Source organism: Staphylococcus sp. EG-SA-2 (genome assembly GCF_017152085.1).
The window spans coordinates 1-624 of the sequence record NZ_JACYHC010001257.1; the positions used below are offsets into that span (position 1 = coordinate 1).

The 624-nt window shown below is 36.2% G+C and carries 1 protein-coding gene; it reads right to left on the reverse strand.

What is annotated here, in order from left to right; genetic code table 11:
- The coding region (locus IDG60_RS28265) for a potassium-transporting ATPase subunit KdpA (RefSeq protein WP_206161120.1) at nucleotides 1-624 on the reverse strand (624 nt) is incomplete at both ends.

Below are 624 nucleotides of genomic sequence, written 5' to 3' on the forward strand. Positions count from 1 at the left end.
TTGGTATATAACGAGAAAGCAACATAATGATTCCTGTAGAGATATTCCAGAATGTTGTATCATCTTTCAGTCCTTCAAACCCTGATCCATTGTTCGCAGCAGCTGATGTCATTTCATACATAACTTGTGAAATACCATGAAAAGACGGATTCGTTATACTTTCACTTGCTCCAGGAATCATAAAAGCAAGTGCTGAAAATACTAAAATTAAAATTGGGTGTATGAGAAAGACTAAGACAATACATTTCATTTCACGGGCGCCAATTGGCATATTTAAATATTCTGGTGTTTTACCAACCATCAAACTGCATATAAACACCGTCAGTAAGACAAATATCAATAAATTCATGAGTCCTACGCCTTCGCCACCAAATACAACATTTAGCATCATTAATACCATTGGTCCTAATCCACCTATAGGCGTTAAGCTATCATGCATGTTATTAACAGAACCCGTTGTAAATGCCGTCGTAATAACTGTAAATAGTGCTGACAAACCTGCTCCAAACCGTACCTCTTTACCTTCCATATTCGGTCCATAAATGCCTAAATTCGCTAGTATTGGATTACCACGATACTCACTCCACATAGTTAATGTAAGAATTGCTATAAAAATGAAAAACA